Annotated in this window: 29 protein-coding genes and 1 riboswitch; of the genes, 3 read left to right on the top strand and 26 right to left on the bottom strand. The window is 29.2% G+C overall.

The features are described 5' to 3' along the window. Positions 1-16: 16 nt before the first annotated feature. The 5 genes from HMPREF2953_RS05825 to HMPREF2953_RS05805 form a co-directional block, all read right to left on the bottom strand. Positions 17-376, bottom strand: a complete 360-nt coding sequence (locus tag HMPREF2953_RS05825; protein ID WP_049336135.1) for an Asp23/Gls24 family envelope stress response protein — start codon at positions 374-376, stop codon at positions 17-19. A gap of 12 nt (positions 377-388) precedes the next feature. After that, complete coding sequence (gene accC, locus HMPREF2953_RS05820) at positions 389-1,744, bottom strand: acetyl-CoA carboxylase biotin carboxylase subunit (RefSeq protein WP_070672232.1); 1,356 nt, start codon at positions 1,742-1,744, stop codon at positions 389-391. Then, on the bottom strand, positions 1,744-2,220 hold the full coding sequence (gene accB / locus HMPREF2953_RS05815) for an acetyl-CoA carboxylase biotin carboxyl carrier protein (RefSeq protein WP_070672230.1): 477 nt from the start codon (positions 2,218-2,220) through the stop codon (positions 1,744-1,746). The genes accC and accB overlap by 1 nt, the downstream gene beginning before the upstream one ends. A gap of 258 nt (positions 2,221-2,478) precedes the next feature. After that, entirely contained in the window at positions 2,479-3,036 is a 558-nt protein-coding gene (gene efp, locus HMPREF2953_RS05810) for an elongation factor P (RefSeq protein ID WP_002449752.1), read from the bottom strand. A gap of 27 nt (positions 3,037-3,063) precedes the next feature. Continuing rightward, positions 3,064-4,122 carry a M24 family metallopeptidase gene (locus HMPREF2953_RS05805; protein ID WP_070672228.1) on the bottom strand — a complete coding sequence of 353 codons (1,059 nt, stop codon included), beginning with the start codon at positions 4,120-4,122 and terminating at the stop codon, positions 3,064-3,066. A 100-nt stretch (positions 4,123-4,222) separates the two neighbouring features. On the opposite strand from HMPREF2953_RS05805, the gene HMPREF2953_RS05800 reads away from it, so the two are divergent. Both HMPREF2953_RS05800 and HMPREF2953_RS11655 read left to right on the top strand, forming a co-directional pair. After that, on the top strand, positions 4,223-4,804 hold the full coding sequence (locus HMPREF2953_RS05800) for a putative periplasmic lipoprotein (protein ID WP_049418407.1): 582 nt from the start codon (positions 4,223-4,225) through the stop codon (positions 4,802-4,804). Positions 4,805-4,820: 16 nt separating this feature from the next. Beyond that, on the top strand, positions 4,821-5,036 hold the full coding sequence (locus HMPREF2953_RS11655) for an SA1362 family protein (RefSeq protein WP_070672226.1): 216 nt from the start codon (positions 4,821-4,823) through the stop codon (positions 5,034-5,036). Between the two features lie 51 nt (positions 5,037-5,087). Here the strand turns inward: HMPREF2953_RS11655 and HMPREF2953_RS05790 are convergent, their stop codons facing one another. After that, complete coding sequence (locus HMPREF2953_RS05790; protein ID WP_002449762.1) at positions 5,088-5,918, bottom strand: lipoate--protein ligase family protein; 831 nt, start codon at positions 5,916-5,918, stop codon at positions 5,088-5,090. Between the two features lie 150 nt (positions 5,919-6,068). On the opposite strand from HMPREF2953_RS05790, the gene HMPREF2953_RS05785 reads away from it, so the two are divergent. Further along, the gene (locus HMPREF2953_RS05785) at positions 6,069-6,455 is read left to right on the top strand and encodes a rhodanese-like domain-containing protein (protein WP_002449897.1); all 387 of its coding nucleotides are present in this window, start codon (positions 6,069-6,071) and stop codon (positions 6,453-6,455) included. An 83-nt stretch (positions 6,456-6,538) separates the two neighbouring features. On the opposite strand, the gene gcvPB is transcribed toward HMPREF2953_RS05785, so the two are convergent. The 20 genes from gcvPB to HMPREF2953_RS05675 all read right to left on the bottom strand — a co-directional run bounded on the left by gcvPB (position 6,539) and on the right by HMPREF2953_RS05675 (position 24,559). Then, positions 6,539-8,017, bottom strand: a complete 1,479-nt coding sequence (gcvPB, locus tag HMPREF2953_RS05780; RefSeq protein WP_049336121.1) for an aminomethyl-transferring glycine dehydrogenase subunit GcvPB — start codon at positions 8,015-8,017, stop codon at positions 6,539-6,541. Then, positions 8,004-9,356 (bottom strand): aminomethyl-transferring glycine dehydrogenase subunit GcvPA, encoded by a 1,353-nt coding sequence (gene gcvPA / locus HMPREF2953_RS05775; RefSeq protein ID WP_070672223.1) that lies wholly within the window; start codon positions 9,354-9,356, stop codon positions 8,004-8,006. The genes gcvPB and gcvPA overlap by 14 nt, the downstream gene beginning before the upstream one ends. A gap of 16 nt (positions 9,357-9,372) precedes the next feature. Further along, the gene (gene gcvT / locus HMPREF2953_RS05770; protein WP_070672221.1) at positions 9,373-10,464 is read right to left on the bottom strand and encodes a glycine cleavage system aminomethyltransferase GcvT; all 1,092 of its coding nucleotides are present in this window, start codon (positions 10,462-10,464) and stop codon (positions 9,373-9,375) included. 75 nt (positions 10,465-10,539) lie between these two features. Then, positions 10,540-10,661, bottom strand: a riboswitch (glycine riboswitch). Then, on the bottom strand, positions 10,658-11,167 hold the full coding sequence (locus HMPREF2953_RS05765; protein WP_070672219.1) for a shikimate kinase: 510 nt from the start codon (positions 11,165-11,167) through the stop codon (positions 10,658-10,660). (Overlaps the previous riboswitch by 4 nt.) An 853-nt stretch (positions 11,168-12,020) precedes the next feature. Next, a complete protein-coding gene (gene comGD / locus HMPREF2953_RS05750) occupies positions 12,021-12,455 on the bottom strand; it encodes a competence type IV pilus minor pilin ComGD (protein ID WP_002449773.1) in 435 nt (144 codons plus the stop codon). Beyond that, on the bottom strand, positions 12,445-12,756 hold the full coding sequence (comGC, locus tag HMPREF2953_RS05745) for a competence type IV pilus major pilin ComGC (RefSeq protein WP_070672217.1): 312 nt from the start codon (positions 12,754-12,756) through the stop codon (positions 12,445-12,447). The genes comGD and comGC overlap by 11 nt, the downstream gene beginning before the upstream one ends. A gap of 18 nt (positions 12,757-12,774) precedes the next feature. Continuing rightward, entirely contained in the window at positions 12,775-13,839 is a 1,065-nt protein-coding gene (gene comGB / locus HMPREF2953_RS05740) for a competence type IV pilus assembly protein ComGB (protein ID WP_070672215.1), read from the bottom strand. Continuing rightward, on the bottom strand, positions 13,811-14,785 hold the full coding sequence (gene comGA / locus HMPREF2953_RS05735) for a competence type IV pilus ATPase ComGA (RefSeq protein WP_002449861.1): 975 nt from the start codon (positions 14,783-14,785) through the stop codon (positions 13,811-13,813). Before comGA ends, comGB begins: the two co-directional genes overlap by 29 nt. 50 nt (positions 14,786-14,835) lie before the next feature. Then, the gene (locus HMPREF2953_RS05730) at positions 14,836-15,462 is read right to left on the bottom strand and encodes an MBL fold metallo-hydrolase (protein ID WP_049336109.1); all 627 of its coding nucleotides are present in this window, start codon (positions 15,460-15,462) and stop codon (positions 14,836-14,838) included. A gap of 1 nt (position 15,463) precedes the next feature. Further along, on the bottom strand, positions 15,464-15,787 hold the full coding sequence (locus HMPREF2953_RS05725; protein WP_002449910.1) for an MTH1187 family thiamine-binding protein: 324 nt from the start codon (positions 15,785-15,787) through the stop codon (positions 15,464-15,466). After that, positions 15,787-16,773: an ROK family glucokinase gene (locus tag HMPREF2953_RS05720; protein ID WP_002449785.1), complete on the bottom strand. Its 987-nt coding sequence runs from the start codon at positions 16,771-16,773 to the stop codon at positions 15,787-15,789. The genes HMPREF2953_RS05725 and HMPREF2953_RS05720 overlap by 1 nt, the downstream gene beginning before the upstream one ends. Next, positions 16,770-16,973 carry a YqgQ family protein gene (locus tag HMPREF2953_RS05715; protein WP_070672213.1) on the bottom strand — a complete coding sequence of 68 codons (204 nt, stop codon included), beginning with the start codon at positions 16,971-16,973 and terminating at the stop codon, positions 16,770-16,772. The genes HMPREF2953_RS05720 and HMPREF2953_RS05715 overlap by 4 nt, the downstream gene beginning before the upstream one ends. Continuing rightward, positions 16,957-18,414: a rhomboid family protein gene (locus tag HMPREF2953_RS05710; RefSeq protein WP_070672211.1), complete on the bottom strand. Its 1,458-nt coding sequence runs from the start codon at positions 18,412-18,414 to the stop codon at positions 16,957-16,959. Before HMPREF2953_RS05710 ends, HMPREF2953_RS05715 begins: the two co-directional genes overlap by 17 nt. Next, positions 18,414-18,965: a 5-formyltetrahydrofolate cyclo-ligase gene (locus HMPREF2953_RS05705; RefSeq protein WP_070672208.1), complete on the bottom strand. Its 552-nt coding sequence runs from the start codon at positions 18,963-18,965 to the stop codon at positions 18,414-18,416. Before HMPREF2953_RS05705 ends, HMPREF2953_RS05710 begins: the two co-directional genes overlap by 1 nt. 208 nt (positions 18,966-19,173) lie before the next feature. After that, on the bottom strand, positions 19,174-19,323 hold the full coding sequence (gene rpmG, locus HMPREF2953_RS05700; protein WP_002449881.1) for a 50S ribosomal protein L33: 150 nt from the start codon (positions 19,321-19,323) through the stop codon (positions 19,174-19,176). Positions 19,324-19,445: 122 nt separating this feature from the next. Further along, complete coding sequence (locus HMPREF2953_RS05695) at positions 19,446-21,491, bottom strand: peptidoglycan D,D-transpeptidase FtsI family protein (RefSeq protein WP_070672206.1); 2,046 nt, start codon at positions 21,489-21,491, stop codon at positions 19,446-19,448. A 129-nt stretch (positions 21,492-21,620) separates the two neighbouring features. Continuing rightward, positions 21,621-22,223 (bottom strand): superoxide dismutase, encoded by a 603-nt coding sequence (locus HMPREF2953_RS05690; RefSeq protein WP_002449767.1) that lies wholly within the window; start codon positions 22,221-22,223, stop codon positions 21,621-21,623. Positions 22,224-22,454: 231 nt separating this feature from the next. Further along, the gene (locus HMPREF2953_RS05685; protein WP_002455286.1) at positions 22,455-22,877 is read right to left on the bottom strand and encodes a Fur family transcriptional regulator; all 423 of its coding nucleotides are present in this window, start codon (positions 22,875-22,877) and stop codon (positions 22,455-22,457) included. A 3-nt stretch (positions 22,878-22,880) separates the two neighbouring features. Continuing rightward, complete coding sequence (locus tag HMPREF2953_RS05680) at positions 22,881-23,726, bottom strand: metal ABC transporter permease (RefSeq protein ID WP_049336102.1); 846 nt, start codon at positions 23,724-23,726, stop codon at positions 22,881-22,883. Between the two features lie 56 nt (positions 23,727-23,782). Continuing rightward, a complete protein-coding gene (locus HMPREF2953_RS05675) occupies positions 23,783-24,559 on the bottom strand; it encodes a metal ABC transporter ATP-binding protein (RefSeq protein ID WP_070672204.1) in 777 nt (258 codons plus the stop codon). Between the last annotated feature and the right edge of the window lie 102 nt (positions 24,560-24,661).

Raw genomic sequence — 24,661 nt, 5'->3', positions numbered from 1 at the left:
TTATGGTAACTTTAATTTATTCAGTTGTGATGTGCATGATATGAATGTTAATTTCTTTGGGTTCGATAGCAGTCATTGTTTTAATGGAATTAAAAATAGAAGTTTGAATTTTACTTGCAACTTTAGCTATTTTTATTCCATGTTTAATAGAGCAATAAACATCAATATGAATACCATCATCTTTAGTATTAACTTTTAAATTTTTATTTAAATTTTTACGACTTATTTTTTCAATATTACTCTTTTTTAGTTCATAAAAATGCCCAGTCACTCCTTCAACTTCAGAAACAGCAATACTTGCTATTACTGAAATAACTTCTGGTACAATTTCTACTTTACCTAAATTAGCATGTGAATAATCTGCTACATTTACCATTGTTTTATCCTCCTATTCACTCTCAGCCATAATATTATACTTTTCTAAAAAGTTTGTATTATAATCTCCAGATTTAAAAATATCATTATTCATTAATTTAAGATGGAATGGAATGGTTGTATCTATTCCTAGAATTAAATATTCACTTAGTGCTCGAATCCCAGTCATTATTGCTTCATCTCTGGTAGGTTCATGCACAATCAATTTTGCTACCATTGAGTCATAATAAGGAGGAATCGTATAGTTTGTATAACATGCTGATTCGATTCTTACTCCGTATCCTCCTGGCGCAAGGTATTGTGTGATTTTACCTGGTGAAGGCATAAAATTTTTATAAGGATTTTCAGCATTAATTCTATATTCAATGGCATGGCCATTTATTGTAATATCATCTTGCGTATAAGGTAGCGGTTCTCCCATAGCAACTTTTAATTGCAATTTCACTAAGTCTACACCTGTTACCATTTCAGTAACTGGATGTTCTACTTGAATTCGTGTATTCATTTCCATAAAATAGAATTTATTTTCATTTAAATCATATATGAATTCTATAGTACCAGCATTTTCATAATTCACTGCTTTAGCTGCTCGTATAGCGGCTTTACCCATCTCTTTACGTTTTTCATCTGTAAGTATTGGCGAAGGTGACTCTTCTACTAATTTTTGCATACGTCTTTGAATTGTACAGTCACGTTCACCTAAATGAATGACATTACCGAATTGATCACCAATCACTTGAATTTCAATATGACGGAAATTTTCAATGAATTTTTCTAAGTATAATCCACCATTACCGAAAGCTGTTTGAGCTTCTTGTTGTGTCATACGGTAACCATTTTCTAAATCGTTCTCATTTCGTGCAACACGAATACCTTTACCTCCGCCACCAGCAGTAGCTTTAATAATAACTGGATATCCTATCTTTTTAGCCACTTTTTTAGCATCTTCAATCGAATCAATTAATCCATCACTTCCTGGTACTACAGGCACGTTAGCGGCTATCATTTCAGCTTTAGCTACATCTTTAATACCCATTTTTTGAATGGATTGATAACTTGGTCCAATAAATTTTAATTGGCAAGCTTCACAAAGTTCAGCGAAATCCCCATTTTCGGCTAAAAATCCATAACCTGGATGAATTGCATCACATCCTGTTGAAGTTGCTATAGATAGGATGTTTGGAATATTTAAATATGAATCTTTAGACTGAGTTGGACCGACACAATATGCTTCATCAGCGATTTGAGTATGTAATGCATCTTTATCTCCCTCAGAATATATAGCAACAGTTTGAATACCTAAATCATGGCAAGCTCTAATAATTCTAACTGCAATCTCACCACGATTTGCAATTAATACTTTTTTCATTATTTCACCTTAAATAACGGCTGGCCATACTCTACCATTTGTCCGTCTTCAACTAAAATTTCAACGATTTCTCCTGTAACTTCTGCTTGAATTTCATTAAATAATTTCATGGCTTCTAAGATACATACAGTTGAATCATTAGTGACTTTATCCCCAACTTGTACATAAGCTTCCTCTTCAGGTGATGGGGATTTATAAAAAGTCCCGACCATCGGAGCATTAATTGTTTCGTAGTTTGACGTTTCATTTTCTTGGTTTACTTCACTAGTTTGAGACATTTCATTTGCCATTGGTGTTTGTACTGATGGTTGAGATGCTATCACTGTTGGTTGTTGTGAATATTGAGGCGTAATAATTTCAGTTTCTTTTTGTTTTTTTAAATTAACTACGCTACCTTTATTATCTTCTATATTAATTTCAGTTAAACTTGATTCATCAAGAATTTGAATTAATTCTTTAATTTCTTTAAAGTTCATAATTTAATGACTCCTCGACTTAGTTTTCATCTACCCATCTATTTTACTTGAGTGTGAAATTCAATTCAAGCGTGTTCATTTAACTGAGATCTAACTTATGATTAAAAAAGTATATAAGCAATTATAATATAGTAAATTTATATTAAAACTTAGATACTAAAATATTGATTATTCTTTTTAATCATTTATATAAAAACAGGTTAATCCATAATTAAATATGCATTAACCTGTTTTAATTTAAATTTTTAAAATTATTAATTATGCTCTTGAAATGTAACTGCCATCGCTTGTATTAATAACTAACACATCGCCTTCGTTAACAAATAATGGTACATTTAAAGTATAACCAGTTTCAACTGTAGCAGATTTTGTAGCACCAGTTGCAGTATCACCTTTAATACCTGGCTCTGTTTCAGTAACTTCAAGTTCAACAGTTTTTGGTAATTCAATACCAATCGTTTCGCCTTCATATGACTGAATTTGAACTTCCATATTCGCTTTTAAATATTTTAATTCATCTTTTAAATAATCGCCAGATAATTCTGTTTGATCAAATGTTTCATTATCCATGAAGACATGAGTATCTCCATCAGCATATAAATATTGCATACGACGATTTTCAATCATCGCTTGTTCTACTTTTTCACCAGCTCGGAAAGTTTTTTCTTGAATAGCGCCTGTTCTTAAATTACGTAATTTAGAACGAACAAAAGCAGAACCTTTACCTGGTTTTACGTGTTGGAAATCAATTACTTTCCAAATTCCATTATCTACTGAAATAGTTAAACCTGTTTTAAAATCATTAACCGAAATCATTCAGTTTCCTCCTCAATTATACGCTTACTATAAAATAATAAGGTCTTTTGTGCATTTAGTAAAGACTTCACACCCATTTTCAGTAATTAAAATGTCATCTTCTATACGCACTCCACCAAGACCATCTACATAAATACCTGGTTCAATAGTAACACAATTATTAACTTGAACTGTATCATTAGTGTTTTTAGATAATACTGGACCTTCATGAATATCTAAACCAATACCATGACCTAAAGAATGACCAAATTCATTACCATAACCATGTGCTTTAATATAATCTCTAGATAATGCATCAGCTTCCTTAGTTGTCATACCTGACTTGATTTCTTCAATTGCCTTTATTTGAGACTGAAGCACGATATTATAGATTTCTTTCAATTTTTTATCAGGTTCACCAATCGCAAATGTTCTAGTAATATCTGAACAGTATCCTCTATAATATGCACCAAAATCAAGAGTAATCATGTCACCTTTTTCGATTACTTTATCGCTAGCAACTCCATGAGGCAAAGCCCCTCTATAACCAGAAGCAACGATTGTATCAAATGATGGACCATCAGCGCCTAGTTCTAACATTTTGCTTTCAAGCAATGCTTTTAACTCTCTTTCAGTCATTCCAACTTTTGCAATGTTTAAAATGTAGTTATAAGTATCATCCACAATCTTAGCCGCATATTTTATTTTATCGATTTCTTCAGGTGATTTAACTTCTCTAATTTTTTCAATGGCATTGCCTATACTTACGTAATTCGTATCAATTTGGCTTAATTCTCGAAACGTATCATAGCTAACTAAATGACCTTCAAAACCTACTGTTTTATACTGCTTGTTTTTTATAATTTCTTTTATCTCATCAATAATCCCACTACGTCGATTTACAATTTCAAAATGAGTGGCTTGATTTGTGGCTTGTTCAATGTAACGAAAATCTGTAATCAACTTATTTTCATTATTAGAAATAATTAAAGCGCCACTTGTTCCGGTAAAATCAGAAATATAACGTCTATTATAGTCAGATAATATAACAAGAGCATCAAGATTTTCACTTTCTAATATATGACGAACTTTAGCTAATTTATCCATTTAACCCACTCCTTGTATAACGTTTGTACATTTTTATTATATACATTAAAATAATAACATACTTAAAATATTAAAGATATTTTGATTTAGGGAGATTTACATGAAAAGATTATTAACGATTTTAGGAGCTTCTTTGTTTTTGGTTGGCTGTGGCTCTCAAAATTTAGGACCTTTAGAAGATAAAACAACCAATTTAAGAGATGAGAATCATAATTTAAAATTAAAAATTCAACAACTAAATCAAGATATAAATAATCAAAAATCTCAGTTAGAAGCATTAAATAAAGATAAAAAGAATGTATCTAAAACTGTTGATAATAATAATGAAGCTAATTTTTTACAAGCTTCTTCAAATTATTATCAAGATATTGCTAAGATTATCGATAAATTTAATCAACTTGATTTAAATAAAACTAAAAAAGATGATAAAAATCAAAATCTTGAAAAGCTAAATTCATTATCAAATGATATAGATGATGCCTACAGTAAATATAAAAGTGATACAGATAAAGGTAATATATCAAATGATAATACTAACGAAGACAAAAATATTAAACAAATAAACAAAAATCTTCAATCTGGTTTTAAAGATATTAAAAATGGCTATGAATCTAATAATAAAAAGAAAATAAATCAAGGTAAGATGAAGTTATCACAGATTAATGTTTCTAGTAGTTCATAAAATAGGAGTTGTTTAGTTGAAAAATATTATATTTTATTTCGTTTTAATTATAGCAACTATAGGTTTACTGCTAAATCTAAATATTTTTGTAATGTCGTTCATGAAATCAATTTTCACACTTATAATGATTGCTCTTATTATTTACTTTATCTATTATTTTTTCTTCCTTACAGAAGATCAGAGAAAATACCGAAGAGCAGTTCGAAAATATAAAAAAAGACAACGAAAATAAAAACAAGGAGGTTCAAGAGTATTAGTACTTTTAAGCCTCCTTGTTTTATATCTATTTTTTATATAACCACTCTTCTGAACGATATTTTTCTTCAAGCACTTTTACTTCGGCTAATTGATTTTCAGTTAGAGATAGTGGTTTAAATTCAATATTTAATCCTTTTTTAAACCCTTCTTCAAATGCTTTTTCCATTTCTTCAATAGAGATGTGTCTATCTGATATATCATTTATTGCTACAGCTTTATCTACGAAAGCTTTTTTCATTTTTTCTTTCAAGCGATCATTCTTAAAAATAAACATATCAAATAATTCGTCTACATCTACATCTTGAAGTAGTGATCCGTGTTGAAGAATAACGCCCTTTTGACGTGTTTGTGCACTACCTGCAATTTTACGTCCTTCAACGACCAGTTCATACCAACTTGGAGCATCAAAGCAAACGGCACTTCTTGGTTGTTTTAATTTTTCTCTTTCTTCTTTAGAACGTGGAATAGCAAAATAAGCATCAAATCCTAATAATTTAAAGCCTTCTAAAAGTCCTTCTGAAATGACACGGTAAGCTTCAGTAATTGTAGAAGGCATATTTGGATGAGATTCAGGTACGATAACACTATATGTTAATTCTTTGTCGTGTAAAACGCCTCTACCACCAGTTTGACGGCGAACTAAACCAAATCCTTTTTCTTTCACTTTATCGATATCAATTTCTTTTTTTAATCTTTGAAAATAACCTACAGATAAGGTAGCAGGATCCCAAGTATAAAATCTAACTACAGGATCAATTTCCCCTCTTGAAACAAAGTTTAATAAGGCTTCATCCATCGCCATATTATAATAGGGGTCATGGCTTCCAGTATTGATAAAATTCCATGTTTCAGTCATATAAAAACTCCAATCACAACTTAATTTATATAAATTCAACGTTAATATTACGTTAGAATGTATCAATAATATGAAACAATAAAAAAATTTTGATAAATTGAGCTAACACCTTTATAATTAATAATATCGGTTAATTAGGGAGGATGCAATATGAATGTATCTTTGATTATAGCATTAATAATTATAGTTTTAATAATCCTTTACATGGTTGGAAATTTCTTTCTTAATCGACGAGCTGTAACTGAACTAGATCAAAACGAATTTCATAAAGGTTTAAGAAAAGCCCAAGTCATTGATGTACGTGAAAAAGTTGATTATGATTATGGTCATATTAATGGTGCTCGCAATATTCCAATATCTATGTTTAGACAAAGATTTCAAGGTTTACGTAAAGATCAACCTGTATATCTTTGTGATGCAAATGGTATTGCCAGTTATCGTGCTGCTCGCATTTTGAAAAAAAATGGATATAAAGATTTATACATGCTTAAAGGCGGCTATAAAAAATGGACTGGTAAAATTAAAACTAAAAAATAATTATCAGAAATAAAACTCTCAAGAAATTTCTTGAGAGTTTTATTATTTCTGAAATTAAATCATCCATTAAACTATTTACAATATTAAAGTTTTTCTTGATGTAAATCTTCAAATTTAAGAATAGGTTTACGAGCTGCAGTTGTTTCATCCAATCTATCAATGATAGTTGTATGAGGTGCTTCTAATACGTTATCAGGATTACTTTCAACTTCGTCTGCAATTTGAAGCATTGCATCAATGAAGTAGTCTAAAGTTTCTTTAGATTCAGTTTCGGTTGGTTCAATCATCATACCCTCTTCCACATTTAGCGGGAAGTAAATTGTTGGTGGATGTACACCAAAGTCTAGTAAACGTTTTGCCATATCCAGAGTACGGACACCATATTCTTTTTGTTTAGATCCACTTAAGACAAATTCATGTTTACAATATTGTTCATAAGGGATTTCATAACGATCTTTTAATCGAGCTTTAATGTAGTTCGCATTTAAGACAGCTGCTTCAGACACTTCTTTTAATCCTTGTGCACCCATAGTTCTAATATACGTATAGGCTCTTAAATAAATACCAAAGTTACCATAAAATGGTTTTACTCGACCTATTGAATTTTCTATATCATTATCATATTTAAATGTATCACCGTCTTTAATCACCATTGGTTTTGGTAAATAACTTGCTAATTCTTTTTTTACGCCGACTGGACCTGAACCAGGACCACCACCGCCATGAGGACCTGTGAATGTTTTATGCAAGTTTAGGTGCACAGCATCAAATCCCATATCTCCAGGACGAACTTTATCCATAATAGCATTTAAGTTTGCTCCATCGTAATAGAGTAACCCACCTGCTTCATGAACAATTTCACGGATCTCCATAATGTTTTTCTCAAAGATACCTAAAGTATTTGGATTAGTTAACATAATAGCAGCGGTATTTTCATTAACGACACGCTTTAAGTCTTCGATATCAACTTCACCGCGTTCATTAGATTTAACAGTTATTGATTTAAATCCGGCAAATGAAGCTGATGCAGGGTTTGTACCATGTGCAGAGTCTGGAACAATAACTTCATTACGATGGCCCTCACCATTTTTTATATGATATGCTTTAAAAATCATTAAAGCTGTCCACTCACCATGAGCGCCTGCTGCTGGTTGTAGAGTTACTTCATCCATACCTGTAATTTCTTTTAGTTCTTCTTGTAAACTATAAATAATTTCTAATGAACCTTGAATTTGTTCTTCCTCTTGTAGTGGATGAGATTCTGCAAATCCAGAAATACGAGCAACTTTTTCGTTGATTTTTGGATTATATTTCATAGTACAAGAACCTAAGGGATAAAATCCAGAATCTACCCCAAAGTTTTTATTCGAAAGTTCCGTGTAATGACGTACTAAATCTAATTCTGCCACCTCAGGAAACTCTGCTTTATTTTTACGAATAAATTTATCATCTAAAATACGTTCAACAGAGTCTGTTTTAATATCACTTTGTGGTAAAGAATATGCATATCTACCTTCTCTAGATCTTTCAAAAATTAATGGACTAGATTTACTTACTACCATTTAGCTCACCAGCTTTCTCAACAAATGTATCAATCTCTTCTTTAGTTCTTAATTCAGTAACAGCAATTAACATATGATTGTCAAAGTCTGATGAAACTTCACCTAAGTCAAAGCCTCCGATGAAACCATGTTCTGCTAATTTTTTATTTACATCTTTGATAGATTGATCAAACTTAACAACAAATTCGTTAAAAGATGTACCATCTAGGACTTCAAAATCGTTATTTTTAAATTGATTTTTAGCATAATTAGCATGTTCTAAGTTTTGAACCGCAATATCATAAATACCTTGTTTACCAAGAGCTGACATAGCAATTGAGGATGCTAAAGCATTCAATGCTTGGTTTGAACAAATATTTGATGTGGCTTTATCACGACGAATATGTTGTTCGCGAGCTTGTAAAGTAAGAACAAATCCTCTATTACCTTCATCATCTTGCGTTTGTCCTACTAATCTGCCAGGAACTTTACGCATTAACTTTTTAGTAGTAGCAAAGTAACCACAATGAGGACCGCCAAATTGAGTAGGAATACCAAATGGTTGTGTATCACCAACAACAATATCTGCTCCAAATTGTCCGGGAGGTGTTAAAACGCCTAATGCTAATGGATTAGAATAAACAATGAATAACGCTTTTTTATTTTCTATATAAGAATGAATTTTTTCTAAATCTTCAATTGATCCATAGAAGTTAGGATATTGTACAGCAACTGCTGCAGTATCATCATCAATTGCTTGTTCTAATTTTTCTAAGTCAGTAATCGTTCCATTTAAATCAACTTCAACAATTTCAAATTCTTTTCTTACTTTAATATATGTTCTTAATACTTGTAGAGCCTGATAATGGAGACCTTTAGATACTACAATTTTGTTCTTTTTAGTATGATTAAAAGCTAATATACAAGCTTCGGCAAAGCTAGTTATGCCATCATACATAGACGAATTTGCGACATCCATTTGAGTAAGTTCACAAATTAATGTTTGGAATTCAAAAATTGCTTGTAGTTCACCTTGAGAAATTTCAGGTTGATAAGGTGTATAAGCAGTATAAAATTCAGAACGAGAAATCATAGCGTCTACTACTGCAGGTGTGTAATGATCATATACTCCTGCACCTAAAAAACTCACATGTGTTTCTTTAGTAATATTTTTATTTGCAATAGTATTCAATCTTCTTAAAAGTGAAGTTTCAGCTTCTGCACTATCTATATTCAAATCTCTATTAAGTAAAATATCTTTTGGAATATCTCCAAAGAGCTCGGTAATTGAATTTGCTCCAATTGTTTCTAACATTTCTTTTTTATCTTTATCAGTTAATGGTATATAACGATGACTCACACTGCACACCCCTTAGTTATTTTTCGATTTGGTTTTTCTTAACAATTTTAGCTTTTAATTGTCTTTTACGAACTTGAACTAGTAATTCTTTACCTAACTCAAATTCATCACGATCAATAATAGCCATAGCAATTGATTTTCCTGAAGAAGGTGATTGAGTTCCTGAAGTAATTTCACCTATTTCTTTTCCGTCAAGATTCATTACTGTATAACCCGTTCTTGCAATGCCTTTATCTATAAGTTCTAAACCCACAGTACGTCGTTTTGACCCATTCTCTTTTTGATCTTTTAAAACAGATTTACCAATAAATTCATCTTCAATTAAAGGTTTAGCGGCAAAAGCAATTCCACCTTCATAAGGCGTGATTGATTCAGTGAGATCTTGTCCATGAAGAGGTAAACCAGCTTCTAATCTAAGTGTATCTCTTGCGCCTAAACCACAAGGTACAACGCCTTTATCAGTAAAACCATTCCAAATGTCAACTGTATCATTTGAATTACAATAAATTTCAAAACCATCTTCACCTGTATATCCAGATTGAGATAAGATAACATTTTTTCCAAAGATAGTTACATTTTGTTTGAATTCAAAAGGCTTCATTTCACTTACATCAACATCAACAAGTTCACTTACTAAAGTTCTTGCTTGAGGACCTTGAATCGCTAATTGACCATATTGTTCAGACACATTTGTTACAGCAGCATTAAATTTAGATTGATGTTTTTGAATCCATTCGAAATCTTTATCAGTATTGGCTGCATTAACAATTAATAAGTATTTGTTATCAGCAATTTTATATGTTACTAAATCATCAACAATACCACCCTCATCATTACATAAAGCTGTATATTGAGCTTTAGTTTCAGATAAATTAGTAGTATCATTTGAAAGTAAATATTGAACAAATTTACTAGCATTTTCACCTTCAATTAAAATTTCTCCCATATGACTTACATCGAACATACCCACTTTGTATCTAACTGCTTTATGTTCTTCTTTAATACTAGTAAATTGGACAGGCATAGCCCACCCACCGAATTCAACTATTTTAGCACCACTATTTACATAAGTTTCATATAATGGTGTCTTTTTTAATTCGCTTGTCATTTAAAAACCCCCTATTTTTTATAAAAAAAGCAGAGTAGCAGAAGCTACCCTGTCTAAATAACAAATCCAGGACTGCGTAACAGTATTATCCTTTTGCCTGAGAGTTTCGTAGTTTACTTGCACCTTCGGCGATAACATGACATAATTTCAAAACAACTATAGAATCAGTTCAAGTTATTCTCTCTAATACTGATCATTCGCATGGTATATGATTTAAAATTGTTTTATATACACATTCAATTGTTTTACTACTATCTACTTTTGTGTATGCGATTTCATTATATCTTGAAACTCTCGATAAATACAAGTCTTTTAATTGTTTTTCACTTTTGTTTTTCGCATTTGGTCTATGTGGATCATTAGCAATTCTATGATAGATAATATCAATATCACAATCTAACCAAATAACTGTTTTATTTTTTAAAAGTGAGATAGAATCATCGTTTTCTATAATTCCTCCCCCCGTTGATATAATATCGTATTTACCAATACAATCCTTTAAATATTTATACTCTAACTTACGAAATCCTTTTTCACCAATTTCATTAAAAATATCTGGTATTGTTTTAAATTCTTTCATTTCTATATATGTATCTAAATCAATATATGAATAGTATAATTTTGAAGCCAAATATTCGCCAATAGTACTTTTACCAGTACCCATAAAGCCTGTTAATATAAGTGGTAAATAAGAATGAGTCATCCTAATCACCTCTCTTAAGTTTATCACTTATTATACTATCATAATATATTTGAATATTATGTATTGTTTTTAATTTTATACTATATTGAGCAGAATAAGTAGATATAATTATCAAATATATACTAAGAATAAATAATGTATAGCTACTTATATATCCTTTCATTTTATAAAAATAAGTTTTTTTCATAGTAGTCGTTTTTATCACCTATTTTTAGATTTAATTTTATGATGTTAGAAGGTAAAATTTGAAATTCTGCATTGATGACGTTATTTAGTAAAACGATATTGCCATTTCCATTAATTTTGTAAAATAGTTTATTGTTTTTAAATTCTATATAATCTTTAGACGATTCATTATCAATGATAATTGTATGTTTATCCTTAATTATAAGGGCATGATGTTTTTTCGAAATAATTTGAGTTATATTTGTCTGAAAAAAAGCATATTCTGTTTGATAACTATTATATGACTCGTATAAATAGGAATGAGTCAATTTAATTAATTGAGGAAAAAATGTTAACATCATTGTTGTTAAAAATAATGAAACTAACATTTCTATTAAAGTGAACGATTTTAATTTAATATTTAACGCATGATTCGATTTCAGTTTCTTTGTGAAGTCCACATATTTTATTGGAATAAAGTTTAATATGATAATCACCTAAATTTATACCTTTTGAAATGGTTTTTTTATCATAATGGTTGATACTACTCATTATGGTTTGCTTGATTTCAACAATTTGGTATTCTCTTTTTAATGTATGATTCAAACTGATTAGTAGTGGAATTAAAGTAAAAACTATAGTAGTGAATATATATAAGCTAAATAAACTATCGATGAGTAACACTGCTTTAAATTTTAAAATATCTAATTCTTCCTTTTTCAATATTAATGATTAATTTATATTGATGTTGATTAATTTTCAATATTAAAGAGCCAAACTGATTTGTTCTTCCTTCTTTATTAAAAGTAATTTTCCCTAAATTTTTAACTTCAACTATTTTTCCATCTTCAATATTGTAATTGTACCGACCACCATGTGCTTCTATTACTTTTATAATTGAGGAATGTTTTGAAATTAACAATGTAATAGATTGATGATTACGCATCGCTTTAGATTTAAAATATTCTAATTGATTAACAAATTGTGTTGCTTTTATATCGTCTGACAAAGAAATATTGTTAAATACATTTACCCTTAACGTTGCATTAAGTAAGATTGTTAAAATCAAAATGATTAATAGGCTCTCTATAAAAGTGAATGATTTGATACTCTTACTCTGCAACTGCTTCTCCATTTTTAATACTGATAGTTTCTCCAGACTTACAAGATGATTGCCCTTGTTTTATAAACCCTTCAGTTATTAAGTCCTCAATAGAATTAGGAACTCTATTATGTTTTAAAGTATAAGCTTCAATTTGACTATTGACCATTTTCACTTGTGCTTCACATCCTGTTGATTGAATATGTGCCATTTGTTTAGCTATGTTTGGAATAATAAGAATGAGTAAAACACTAATTATTAATAGTACAAGTAACATCTCGATTAAAGTAAAAGCTTTTAATTTATTTTTGAATTTTTTCATAAAAACCTCCATTTTACTTTATTTAATATTTTGCATAAGTTGGAACATGGGTAACATGATCACTAGATACAAGCTGACTATAAAGGCTCCTAAGAATATAAATACGATAGGTTGGATCATTTTTGATTGTTTTAAAGCTGTTTGTTGGAGCCTTTGAATTAATATTTGACAATACATTTTCAACTCAATATCTAATTTATTGTTTTTCTCACCTTGCTTAATAAACTGTATTAAATCATATTGATAACAAGGTATTTTAATTAAAATATTGGGTAAATTAATGCCTCTATTTAGTTCATTTTGAATAACGATACCAATATAATTCAAAAATGAGTTGTTTTGTAGATGAATGTACATATCTACGACTTGTTGAATACTAATACCATTTTTATAAAATAAAGCTAAATCATTAGCAAGTTGATATGTTTTTATAGTCGAATAATAAAAACGTACAATTGGTATGTAAGAAATGAATGTAAGTTTTTTGGATATATCTAATTTATTAAGAAAGATAAATATAATGATGGATAAAGTTAGTAAAGTAGAAAAAACAAAAAGAAAAATTTGCGGTAAATGACTAATTAAATATGTAATAATAGCTTGTGATAAATTGAGTTTAACATCCATCATTGAATACAGATGTTTAAATTGAGGTAAAACTGTATAATTTAATATACTTAACATAGTTATAAATATTGCAATTAAAATAATGGGATATTGAATAGCTTTTAATATTCGTTGTTTAGCTTGAAGATTTGTTTTTAAATAATTTATTGCTTCCTCTAGTGCTTCATTTATATTTCCATATTTCTGCGCAAATTGAATTTGAGTGATAATAGATTTAGGATAGCCTATTAATTCTAATATTTGATCGCATTCTCCTCCCGTTTTTATTATTTTAACTATCTTATTTGCTATATCTTTATTTTTATAATTAAAATACAAATTTATAAAATTAAAACATTCTAATAATGTAAATCCACTTTTAAGTAAGTTATTCAAATTATTTAGAAGTATAATTTGTTGGTTTTCGCTAAGAACTTTAGAATGTTTGTTAAATATATTTTTCAACCACATCTTCACATATAAGACCTTCTTTCGATAGCGATAACAATTTTTCTTTTAAATTATTAAATGTCTCAGGAAGCGTATGGTTATGTTCAAAAAAATATTGAATTTGATTATTTGTAATAGACTCACAAACAAGCTTTCTTTGATTTAAAGTAGTTGTAACTAATCTTTGATTTGAAATGACATTTATTGCTTGTGAAATTTCTTGAACACTAATCCCCATCTCTAACAATCTGAGTATTGCGCCCTTACAATTGCTTGAATGCATAGTGGTTAGCACTAAATGACCACTTAAACTTGCTTGAATAACACATTTTGCCACTTCAGCATCTCTAATTTCACCAATTAAAATAACATCTGGATCACATCTTAATATTGCTTTAAATGAATTAACATAATCTATACCAGCTTTATGATTTACTGACACTTGTGTTATGCCTTTTAATAATTGTTCAACAGGATTTTCTATTGTAATAACATTTAAATTTAATTCTTGAAAAGCATAGAGTACTAATTGATACATCAAAGTACTTTTACCTGAACCTGTTGGACCAGTAAGTAAAATGAGACCTTGCTTTTTATTCATTAGAGGTTTAAAGTCATTAAAGTCTTTATACTCTCTTTTAGAAGTGAAATATTGAGGGATAAGTCTGATAACACAACTTTCTATTCCTAATGACAAAGGTAAAGTAGAAATTCTTAAATAAAATATTGATTTAGCATGATAAGTATATCTACCACTTTGAGCTACTTGATGTGTTGATACATCTAAATTTGCTTTAAATTTCATATAAATTAATAATTTTTCATAAATGTCATTACTAAATATTTCATACGTCTCTAACCTATCATTCACTCTGAATTTAATATGTACTTTATCCTCTGAAGGAATAAAGTGTACGTCACTTGCATTTTTTGAAATTGCTTTATTAATTATTTCTTGAAATAATAATTTCAAAAAAACACCTCCTACATATATAAACGTAAGAGGTGTTTAAATTACTTTTTTTATTGTCCATCTAAATATGGATTGAGTTGTTCATCATCTACCGTAGTGTATTGACCGTGACCTGGGAATAAAGGCAAATCTCCGTCTAATTCAAATAATTTGTCTTTAATTGAGTTTACTAATGTTTCATAGTCTCCTCTATATAAGTCTGTTCTTCCAATACCGTTATTAAATAATGTATCTCCGACTACTGCAAAATCGTCAAAAACGTAAGTTAAACTTCCTGGTGAATGACCTGGTGTATGAATAACATTGAATTTAAATTCATCAATTGTAAAATTACCTTCATCTAAAGCAATTGGTTGAGCTTTACTAGTAGTGAGTGGCATACCATATTGTTTAAACTTTGAAGAACCATTTTTTTCAGGATCAGTTAAGAAAGAAAATTCTTCTTTATGCATATAAACAGGTACATCATATTTGGATAATACATCATCTAAAGCACCAATATGATCAAAATGAGCATGTGTAAGTAATATTGCTTTCAAAGGTTTATTGATTTGATTTAATTGCTTAAATATTTTATCAGATTCTCCGGCAGGGTCAACTAATAATACACTGTTATCGCTTTCTATAAAATATGCGTTTGTATCAACTAATCCTAAAGATAAATTAGAAATTCTCATATTACTCACCTTGTTTATCTAAATGTTTTTGAACAGATTTTAACTTATCATTCATTTTACGAGACTTATCTCTTCTATCATCAATACGGATATTTGTACATACTCTATTTAATCCTTTATCAAATGGTAATTCGTGAATTGCTTGAACTACTTCAAATAAATCTTTAAGATCACCTTCGATAAGCGTATTCATAGGTGTTAATTGATAGTCGATTTTACCTTGTTTTTTAAATTCTTCTAGTTTCATTTGGATTTCTGCAATATATTTACTAACACTTGGACCTTCCGTTCCAACTGGTATAACAACTACATCAACAATAGCCATTATTTAACACCATCCTTTTCAATTATATATGTTTTTATTAGTCCAGCAGCACCAGTGATACCAGCATCATTTCCAAGTTTTGCTTGGACAATTTCAGTATCTTTTTGAGCAGGAGTAAATGTTAAATTATGATATTCTGTTTTAATATTTTCAATTAATATTAATCCTGCTGTAGACATTCCTCCACCTAAAACAATATATTTAGGATTGCTTGTAGCACTAATTATACTACATAAATAAGCGATATGATTTGCGACCTTTTCTGTTATAAATATGCAGAATTGATCTCCTGCTTTTGCTGCATCAAATACAGCTTTAGCAGTTACTTTATTTTCTTTTATAAGTGATAAAATAGATGATTTAAAAGTAAGTTTAGGATAATAAAAATTGACTAAATTAACAACTCCAGTAGCTGAAGCAACAGTTTCAATACATCCTGATTTGCCGCAGTTACAATTAAAACGTTGATCAAAATCAGTTCTAATATGACCTATTTCCGCACCTGAACCATTATGACCATGTACAATTTCACCATTTGAAATGATACCTCCACCAAGACCAGTACCAAGTGTAATAGCAACTACATCATTTGCACCTTGACCCGCACCTTTATGCTTTTCACCTAGTGCAGCTACATTTGCATCATTATCAACATATACAGGACAATCTATAAATTCACTAAAAATCTCTCTCACATTTACATTTCCAGGCCAATGTAAATTAACAGCCCCATGTACGATTCCCGTTTCAAAATCAACAGGACCGGGAACTCCTATACCAACTCCGATAACATTTTGAAGATCAAAGTGATAAGATTCAGTTGCTTCTTTAAAAGAATCAAAGACTTGCCTTAATAATGTTCGACCTGTATGGTCTGAAGTATCGGTTTCAATAGACCATTTATGTAATCGTTCTAATTTCGTATCAAAGATACCTAGTTTACATGTTGTTCCACCTATATCAGCTGCTAAAATAATATTTTTCATTTATGCTCATTCCTTCTTTGATTAATTATTAAAATACATTTTAGATATTCTTCTTTTGATAAAAGATCATAATTGTAAAGAGAACGTATTTCTTGTTGCATCATTTCATACATATCTTCTTTATCTTTAAAATATATAATAAAACCATAATGTTTCAAAAGTTGCAAGACATCATAAAAATTGTTAATTTTTAGATTCATTACTATCTTTCAATTCTTTTTCTAAATTTTTATAGCTTTGGTTGTTGCCATCAATTTTTAAAGCTTTTTTTATATATTTTAAAGATTTATCGTTATCATTTAATGCTCTATTAGCTATGGATAATTCATAGTTTAGTAATGCAGAGTTAGGATGACTTCTTAGGCCTCTTTCCCAATCAGCCATTGCTTCTGCTTTAGAACTTTTAGTAGCAGTTATTAAACCCTTTAAGTAATATGTTTCATCATCATCGTATCCTTTATTGATTGTATGTTCAACAATTGATAAAGCATTATCATAATTATAAGATATCATTTCGTCTTTAATAAGTTTATCGTAAATATTTTCCTCTTTAATTGAAAATATTCTAATTTGTAATAAAACAAAAAGTACTAATAATAAAATTAAAAATAACCAAAATAAATTACGGTTCTCATGAAAATAATAGCCTATTAATGTAATAAGGAAACCACCTATGAAACCACCTAAATGAGCCATTAAATTAATGTTCGACATAAATAGCGAGACAAAAATCAATATTAATACAACAACTAACAATTGTATTATCATTTTCTTATTAAAAGTCTTACTTAAGTACATCATCGTTAAAATAGCTCCTATAAGACCAAAAATAGCTCCACTTGCACCAACAGATATGGTGCTTATATTAAAGGATAACGAAACAAAGTTTCCAAATAAACCAGAAATTAAATAGATACCTAACATTTTATATGGACCAACGATAGTCTCTACAATTTTACCAAAAATGAATAAAGATAGCATATTCATTAAAATATGTTCAAAATTAAAATGTAAAAACATCGAGGTAATAAGACGGTACCACTCTCCGTGCACTACATTGAAGTGTACTAATCCCCCAACATCTAGTAACTTAATATCTGAAAAATGATTTAGATAAATCTTCATATATAACCATATTAGAACGTTTATAGCTATAAGTGTATAAGTCATTGGTGAAAACATCATCATATACTTATCAACAAGATTCGTATTAAGTACACGTTTTTTATAATCCAACGATGATTTTTTTTCTTTTTTATTAATGCGCTTTTTTAAAATAAAATTAGGCATTGTATTTTCTAAGTCTTTTTCATTAATGATACTATGATAAATCAACTTAGTAGGATGCATTTCATCGAGATGATCAATATTCATCGATGTTTCTAAAAAGTAGAAGAACTCGACTTTTTTAATTTTAAATCCTAACTTTTTTTGTAAATTCTCTTTATGATCATTTATTTTAGATTTGTCGAAGCGTATCTCTTGAGTTGAACTCACTTCTTTTCTAAATACAATAAGTTCTTCTTTTTTCTTATTGGATAACCAAATTTCATTTGTATTTTTATCTGTGTGTTCTAATTTATAGTTAAAATATTTGATCCAATAATAAATTGATTTCCAATATAGTTTATCAATATTCATTAATTCCTCCCAAACTTAGTATTACATATAATTAAATTATCTACAGGTTGATCATATTTTTCCACATCGAAATCTGATATTTGGAAGTCATATGTAAGACTAATTGAGTTAATATCGTGTTGATTTAGAAATTTATCATAGTAACCTCCTCCGTATCCTATACGAAAACCATTTGTTTGAAAAGCTATTCCAGGTACAATAAGTAAGTCCATCTCATTACTAATAGATGTATCTTCATTAACATAATTAATACCTTTATCATCGGTAGCTATTGATGACAAATCTAATAGTTGTTTAAAATTCATATTACGACTTCTGTAATCTGTATCGGGCACAAAAATTTGTTTTCCATTATCTAAAGCGAAATTAATAATATTGTATGTATTAATCTCGTGTGGCATAGACAAAAATATACCGATACGATGTGCTTTTTTAAATTTTTCATTTTCAATTAACTGTTTCATTAACCAAATATCAGCTTTACGCTTATTTTTTTTATCAAAGTCTTTCATTTGTGATAAAATATTTTTTCTAATTTGCTTTTTACCCATTCTTTCTCCCATCCTTTAATATATTATAACGTTATTATATAGTGATGTCATTTGTAATAATTCAAATTATTTTAAGTTAAAAAATATATTAATCTATATAAAATAAATATAATTGCTAGTTATATATTTAAGATGATTAATGGTTGAATAATCTACTAAAGTAAAAAAGGTTGGAACAATTTTGTTCCAACCTTTTTTACTTTTAATATTATTTAGTTTCACGATGTAGAGTTTGTTTGTTATCACGTGAACAATATTTTTTCATTTCAATACGTTCAGGATTGTTTCTTTTATTTTTAGTAGTAATGTAGTTTCTGTCACCACATTCAGTACAAGCTAATGTTACGTTTACGCGCATGATTATACCTCCTTACCTTTTCTAAATACGACTTTATTATCATACCACTTAGACGATTAATTGAAAAGTATTAATTTTTACTAGTATTAAGTAGAAAAGCATCTTATCAACGGTTATTAAAATTATTTTTCATTTTTAAAGTAGTAATTAATGATATCTCTTCCTAAATCTCCCCCATTTAACCATGGTGGTGGAACAGGTTGATTAGTATATACGATAGAAAAAGCTAATTTAGGATCTTTAATAGGCGCATAACCTATATATGTTGAGTTAACTCTAGATTGTCCATTTTGATAAACTTCAGCAGTACCAGTTTTACCAGCTGATGGAACAACAGTTTTATGGAAGCTTGCATAGCCTGTACCATCTTTTTCATTGAAAGCCATCTTGAATCCTTGTTTTACTTCATCTATCTCATCTTGAGAATTATTAACTTTATTTAGTATATTACCTTTAATTTTATCTTTTACCGGTCCTACTTGATCACTATTTGTTGCGTCATGTATAGCTAAACCAATGTGCGGTTGTACTCTGTAACCATTATTTGCAATTGTAGATATATATTGTGAAAGTTGAATAGGTGTATAAGTATCATACTGACCTATTGATAAATCTAAATAATTGCCTGGATTATTAGTTAATGGTTCAATTTGACCAATTGTTTCATTAGGTAAATCGATACCTGTTTTAACACCTAATCCTACTTGATTTAGACCTTTTCTTAGTTTTTGACCAGCTTCTTCAATATTATTAGGTAAACTCATACCACTTGAGTAAGGATCACCAGCTAGTCTTAAAGCAGTTTTAAACATATATACGTTTGAAGAATGCATTAATGCTTCTTTGTCGTTAATTAGGACTTTGCCATTTTGGTTAAAATAAGAACGTTTAGTTAGTCCGCCTCTAAAGTGTAAAGGTTCATCAATCATTTCTTCACCGACTTTGATAGTATGATTTTGATAACCAGTTAATAAGGTTGCTCCTTTAACAGAAGAACCGACTGCAAATTGGCCAGTAAAGTTACCTAAATCATAATCTAGCAGTTCACCATTTTTATCAATTTGTCTTCCAGCCATTGCAAGAATATCACCATTTTTAGGATTTTGAACAACTACAAGCGCATTGTCCATGTTGGTTGCTCCTTGACTACGCAGTGTTTTTATTTCGTTTTCTAACAGAGACTCAACTTTTTTCTGTAAATCAATGTCAATTGTTAGTTGTAAATCATTTCCACGTGACCCAGGGTTAATCACTTTAGAACTAATAACTTTACCAGATTTATCAGTAGTGTATTTCAGCTGTTTCTTTTTACCACGTAGAATGTCTTCATATTGATACTCTAGATAAGCTTTCCCTACCCTGTCATTTCTAGAATATCCTTTTGCTAAATACTGTTCAGTTAATTCTTTAGGAATACCCTCAGAAGGTGTAGAAACACTACCAAATATACTTCTTAAAGTTTCACCATATGGATATTTTCGATCCCAGTCCATTGAAGTATTGACACCAGGTAAATTATCCAATTGTTGAGAAACAGCAGCATATTCCTTTTCACTAACATCTTCATTTTTTATCATTTGCGGATCAAGTGTAGATCCAGATGACATTTCTCTATATATAGCTAACACTTGTAAATCATGCTTAGATAAACTATTTAATTGAGTATTTTTAATTTTACTATGTAATTGTTTATCATACTGTTCTTGACTTATGCTACCATTGTTAAGCATAGTTGTTTCTTTTTTCATTAATTTATTAACTTCTTTTGGATGATTTTGTATCCAAAAGTCTTGTTTATCTTGCTTTGTAATCTTATCAGTATTCATTGTAATGAGTTTAGCTAATTTTTTAGCGGTATTTAACATGTCTTGTTGACTTGTTTTTCTAGAACGCGTGTAGGTAATTGCTAATTTCGAAGCATTATCAACTAAAATCTTGCCATTTCTATCTAGTATTCTTCCTCGTGGTATGGACTCATTGACAGTAATATTCTCATCATTTTTCACTAATTGACTATAATGTGCACCTTGTGCAATTTGTAAATATCCTAGTCTTAGGACAATTAATACGAAAATCAAAACAATTGCACCAAATATAAAACGAATTCGTTTATTCATCGTATGTTTTATTTTTTCATCATTTGATTTTTCTTTTAATCTTTTAAGCAAGACAACCGACCTCAATTATTAATCATGTATACTTATAAATGATATATGAAATTGTATAATTTTTCTATATTTTTCATAAAAAAAGTGATCTCCCAAAAAGAGATCACTAATAAATACTTTTTTTATTTATTATTTTGTAGCAGCATTGTATAACTCGTCTACTTTTTCCCAATTTACAACATTCCAGAAAGCACTGATATAATCTGGACGTTTATTTTGATATTTAAGATAATAAGCATGTTCCCAAACATCTAAGCCTAAAATTGGAGTTTTTCCTTCAGTAATAGGGTTATCTTGATTTGGAGTAGTAACAATTTCTAATTTTCCATTATTTACTACTAACCAAGCCCAACCTGAACCAAAACGTGCTGCAGCTTTATCAGCGAATTCTTTTTTAAACTCATCTAAAGAACCCCATTGTTCTTTAATTTTATCAACTACAGTACCTTTTTCTTCAGAATTAGGAGTTAATAATTCCCAGAATAATGAGTGATTTAAATGACCTCCACCATTATTACGTACTGCTGTTTGAATATTTTCAGGTACACTATCTAAATTTGCAACAATTTCTTCAATTGATTTAGATTCTAAATCAGTACCTTCAACTGCAGAGTTTAATTTTGTAACATAAGTGTTATGATGTTTGTCATGATGAATTTCCATTGTTTCTTTGTCGATATGTGGTTCTAATGCATCTGCTGCATATGGTAAATTTGGTAATTCAAAAGCCATAAATAATCATCCTCCTAAATTATCTTTACATAAATCATAACAAGCTATATGATGTGCAACAAATCATTTGCTTTAAATATTATTCACATAGTTGTCATATTTCTTATTATACTCTTTTTATATCTCATTTTAGTAGTTTTTAAACATTATATTTCAATATTAGTAAAAATTCAGACTTTTGACCTATAAAAAAACTGAGACGTTTATTTACGTCTCAGAACATTTCTCATTTTAATTTATACCTTTATTATGACAAGTTTCACATATACCATATACTTCTAATTTATGAGTATGAATATCTACATTAGGTAGAAATTGCTTAACTTGCTCAATTGGACAAAAATCTATTACTTTTGTATCTCCACAATTTTCACATATAAAATGATGATGATGGTGATTAGTACAAGCGATTCTAAATTTCATTTCTCCATCTAATTCTGTACTTTCAACAATATTTAAATCTTTAAAAAGATGAAGATTACGATAAATAGTATCAAAAGATATACCTGGATAATCATTGTCTAATTGTTGTTGTATATATTTAGCATTAATATATTTATCTTCATTAACAAAGATATTAATCATATCTTCTCTTTTCTTAGTATATTTTAACCCATTGTCTTTTAAAATTTTAATAGCGTCGTTTGTATTCATAATTTAATGCTCCTTTTTGGCAGTTCGCTTAGTTTTCTGTAGTAACATCGTTATTCCTAAAATTAGAACTAATAATACCACGATGACACCACCAGGAGATATATTAATATAAAATGCTAAGGTAAGCCCTAGAATAACAGAACATTCACCTATAATAATACTTAAGATAATCAACTGTTTAAATCCTTTAGTTAATCGCATTGCTATAGCCACAGGTAATGTAATTAATGCACTCACGAGTAAAATTCCTACTACTCTCATTGATGCAGAAATAACCATAGCAACAATCGTTATAAATAAAAACTGAATCCATTTTGGAATATTAATAACCTTACTATATTCCTCATCAAAAGATAAAATAAATAATTCTTTGTATAATAAAAGAATGAATAATAATACGACGATTGAAATAATCGTAATTGTGATTAAGTCACTTAAATTTACAGCACTAATTGATCCAAATAATAATCCAACAATTTCTTGATTGAACCCATCAGCTAGAGAAATAAAAATTGCACTTAATGCAATTCCTGCACTCATTATAATTGGAATTGCAATTTCTTGATAGTTTGAATATGAAGTTCTTAATTTTTCTATAAGTAAAGCTCCAACTATTGCAAAGATTATACCAAACCACATAGGATTTATAAATGCTAATGCTGGTGATAAGGTAATAATAAACATTCCAAACGAAATACCGCCTAGTGTGACGTGACTTAAAGCATCAGCAATTAATGATAATCGCCTTACCACTATAAATGCACCAATTAAAGGTGCAATAAAACCAATCAATATCCCACTTAAAAGTGAATATCTCATAAAATCAAAATTTAACAATGCTTCAATCACGATATTCACCTCTTAATTCAATCCATATACTTATCATAATTAACTCCTATTTAAAATTATGCTTCACAGCATGAACGATTATGTTGATGATCAACAAATTTAATTGGATGACCATATATTTTTGAAATTTCAACTTCATCAAGAGATTTAAATTCTTCAGTAGAACCGTGGAAATGAAGATGTTTATTTAAACAAGCGACTTTTGTAGCTGTGTCTACCACAACGCCTATATCATGAGTAACTAAAATAATCGTTATACCTTCTTCTTTTAAATGTTGCAAGGTGGCATAGAATTCATTCACATGTTTTGCATCAATCCCATTTGTCGGTTCGTCTAATACTAAGACGGATGGATTTGAAATTAAAGCGCGTGCAATTAGTACACGTTGTTGTTGTCCACCTGATAATTCTGCAATATTTTTATTCTTTAGATGATGAATATTTAAACGATGTAAAACATTATCTACTTGTTGTTCATCACTTTTATTAAACCACTGAAAAATTCTTTTCGTTTTAGTTAAACCACTTAAAACGACTTCTTTCACACTAGCAGGAAATCCTGCAGTAAAAGCATTGGCTTTTTGAGACACATAACTAATTTTTAATGCAGATTGAGTATTTTTTTTATAAGATTTCCCGTCAATGTATATTTCACCGCGTTGTAATGGTAACAAGCCAAGAATAACCTTTAAAAGAGTAGATTTTCCTGCTCCATTAGGACCAACAATTGCAAGAAAGTCACCTTTATTAATTCGGATATTAATGTTTTCTAATACTTGTTTATTATCAAAATAATAATCAATATTTTTCAATTCAAAAACAGGTTGATTCATCTTTTCACCTCGCTAAATACTATACAATTATATATGTTTTTTGTAAATAGTAATGTTTACGAATTAAAATAAGAGTAAGATAGTCTCTTTGTAGATTATGCT

Source organism: Staphylococcus sp. HMSC072E01 (genome assembly GCF_001814125.1).
Taxonomy (GTDB): domain Bacteria; phylum Bacillota; class Bacilli; order Staphylococcales; family Staphylococcaceae; genus Staphylococcus; species Staphylococcus hominis.
This window is presented reverse-complemented; position numbering and strand designations above follow the sequence as displayed.